1 protein-coding gene and 1 pseudogene are annotated in these 1,674 nt (G+C 73.7%); one reads left to right on the forward strand and one right to left on the reverse strand.

The window, feature by feature from the left end:
- A pseudogene (locus tag KD1_RS06280) lies at positions 1-408 on the reverse strand (ABC transporter permease); the annotation flags it as partial.
- Between the two features lie 178 nt (positions 409-586).
- Between KD1_RS06280 and KD1_RS06285 the strand changes: the two are divergent.
- A partial coding sequence (locus tag KD1_RS06285) for a sensor histidine kinase (protein ID WP_068399176.1) occupies positions 587-1,674 on the forward strand: 1,088 nt, incomplete at its 3' end.

Below are 1,674 nucleotides of genomic sequence, written 5' to 3' on the forward strand. Positions count from 1 at the left end.
GGCCGCCTCGGGTGAGACGACGGCCCGGCCGGGTGCGACGCCGGGGGCCAACGGCGATCCGGCCCGGACGGCGAAGACCGCCACGCCGCAGGTACGCGGGCCCACCGCGGCGCGCGACATGACGACGGTGACCGGATCGACGCTCCGCACCCCGTCGATGCGCGCCCAGTCCCGCTGCACCGAGGTCGGGATCGACGACTCCGCGAACGCGATCTTTTGACCGTCGGCCGGTGCCGCGAGCACGACGTGGTCCGCGGGCAGGCCGGTGATGGCCGACGTGTTGCCGCGGCCCAGGCCCGCGGTCAGCGCGGAGAGCACGACGACGAGCAGGGTGATGAGGGTGACGACCGCGCCCATGAGGGCGAATCGGCCCTTGGCGAATCGGAGGTCTCGTAATGCCACGAACACGGGTGGTGTCCTTCCTTGCTGGTGGCCGCAGGGGTCGCGGCGATGCCCTCCAGACTTCCCGCCGGCGACCCGCTCCGGCATCGCCCGCCGGAGTGGTTGCGCGGCATCACGAGGCGGAGCGCCGAATCAACCCTTTGATGGATGTCCGGACCGTCGCGACGGCCTAGGGTGGGCGGCGATGATCCGCCCCGCCCACGCCGCTCCCCGCGACGCGTCGACCTCCACCCGGGAGCAACTCGCCGTCCCGGTGCTGCTGCGCTGGGCGATGCATGTGCTCATCGCCGGGCTGCTGCTCTTGGCCGCCGGGCGGAGTCTCGTCACGCGCCCGCCCGGATGGCCCGCCACGGTGCTGGTGGCCGCGCTGGTCGGCGCGATCTACCTCCTCGGGCCGCACCTGCCCGGCGTCACCCGCTCGACGCGGGTGGCCGGCCTGTGGTTGGCCGCGCTGCTCCTGTCGTGGCTCGGGTTGCTGGCGCTGACCCCGGAGGCCATCTACCTGGCCTTCCCGTGGTTCTTCCTGCTGCTGCACTTCCTGCCGCGGCCGGTCGGGCTCGTGGCGGTGGCCGGCGCGACCCTCGCCGCGATCGCCGGCTTCGGCTGGCACCAACACACCATCACCCTGGCGATGGTCATCGGCCCGGTGCTCGGCGCCGCCGTGGCCATCGCCACCGTGCTCGGCTACCGCGCCCTGCACGAGGAGTCGGAGCGCCGTCGCCGCCTGATCATCGAACTCGACCGCACCCGCGCCGATCTCGCCGCCGCCGAACGCCGCGCCGGCACACTGGACGAACGCGAGCGCCTGGCCCGCGAGATCCACGACACCCTGGCCCAGGGGTTCTCGAGCATTCAGTTGCTGTTGCAGGCGGCGGGGCGGTCGTTGGACGCCGATCGCGGGGTCGACACGCCGCGCGCCGCCGGACTCGTCGAACAGGCCCGGCAGACGGCCCACGACAACCTCGCCGAGGCCCGCCGACTCATCGCTGCCCTGGCGCCGCACGACCTGGCGGAGTCGTCGTTGGCCGCGGCCCTGCAGCGGCTGTGCGCCACGACGACCGCGAACTCCGGCATCGCCGTGGACTTCCAGGCGGTGGGCGAGCCGGTCACGCTGCCCACCCCGATCGAGGTCGCGCTGCTGCGCATCGCCCAGGGCGCGCTGGCCAACACGGTCCAGCACGCCGGCGCGAGCCGGGCGACGGTGACGTTGACGACGATGGATGCGGCCGTGACGCTGGACGTCGTGGACGACGGCATCGGTTTGCCCCCCGC

Source organism: Kribbia dieselivorans NBRC 106261 (genome assembly GCF_001552435.1).
GTDB classification, from domain to species: Bacteria; Actinomycetota; Actinomycetes; order Actinomycetales; family Dermatophilaceae; genus Kribbia; species Kribbia dieselivorans.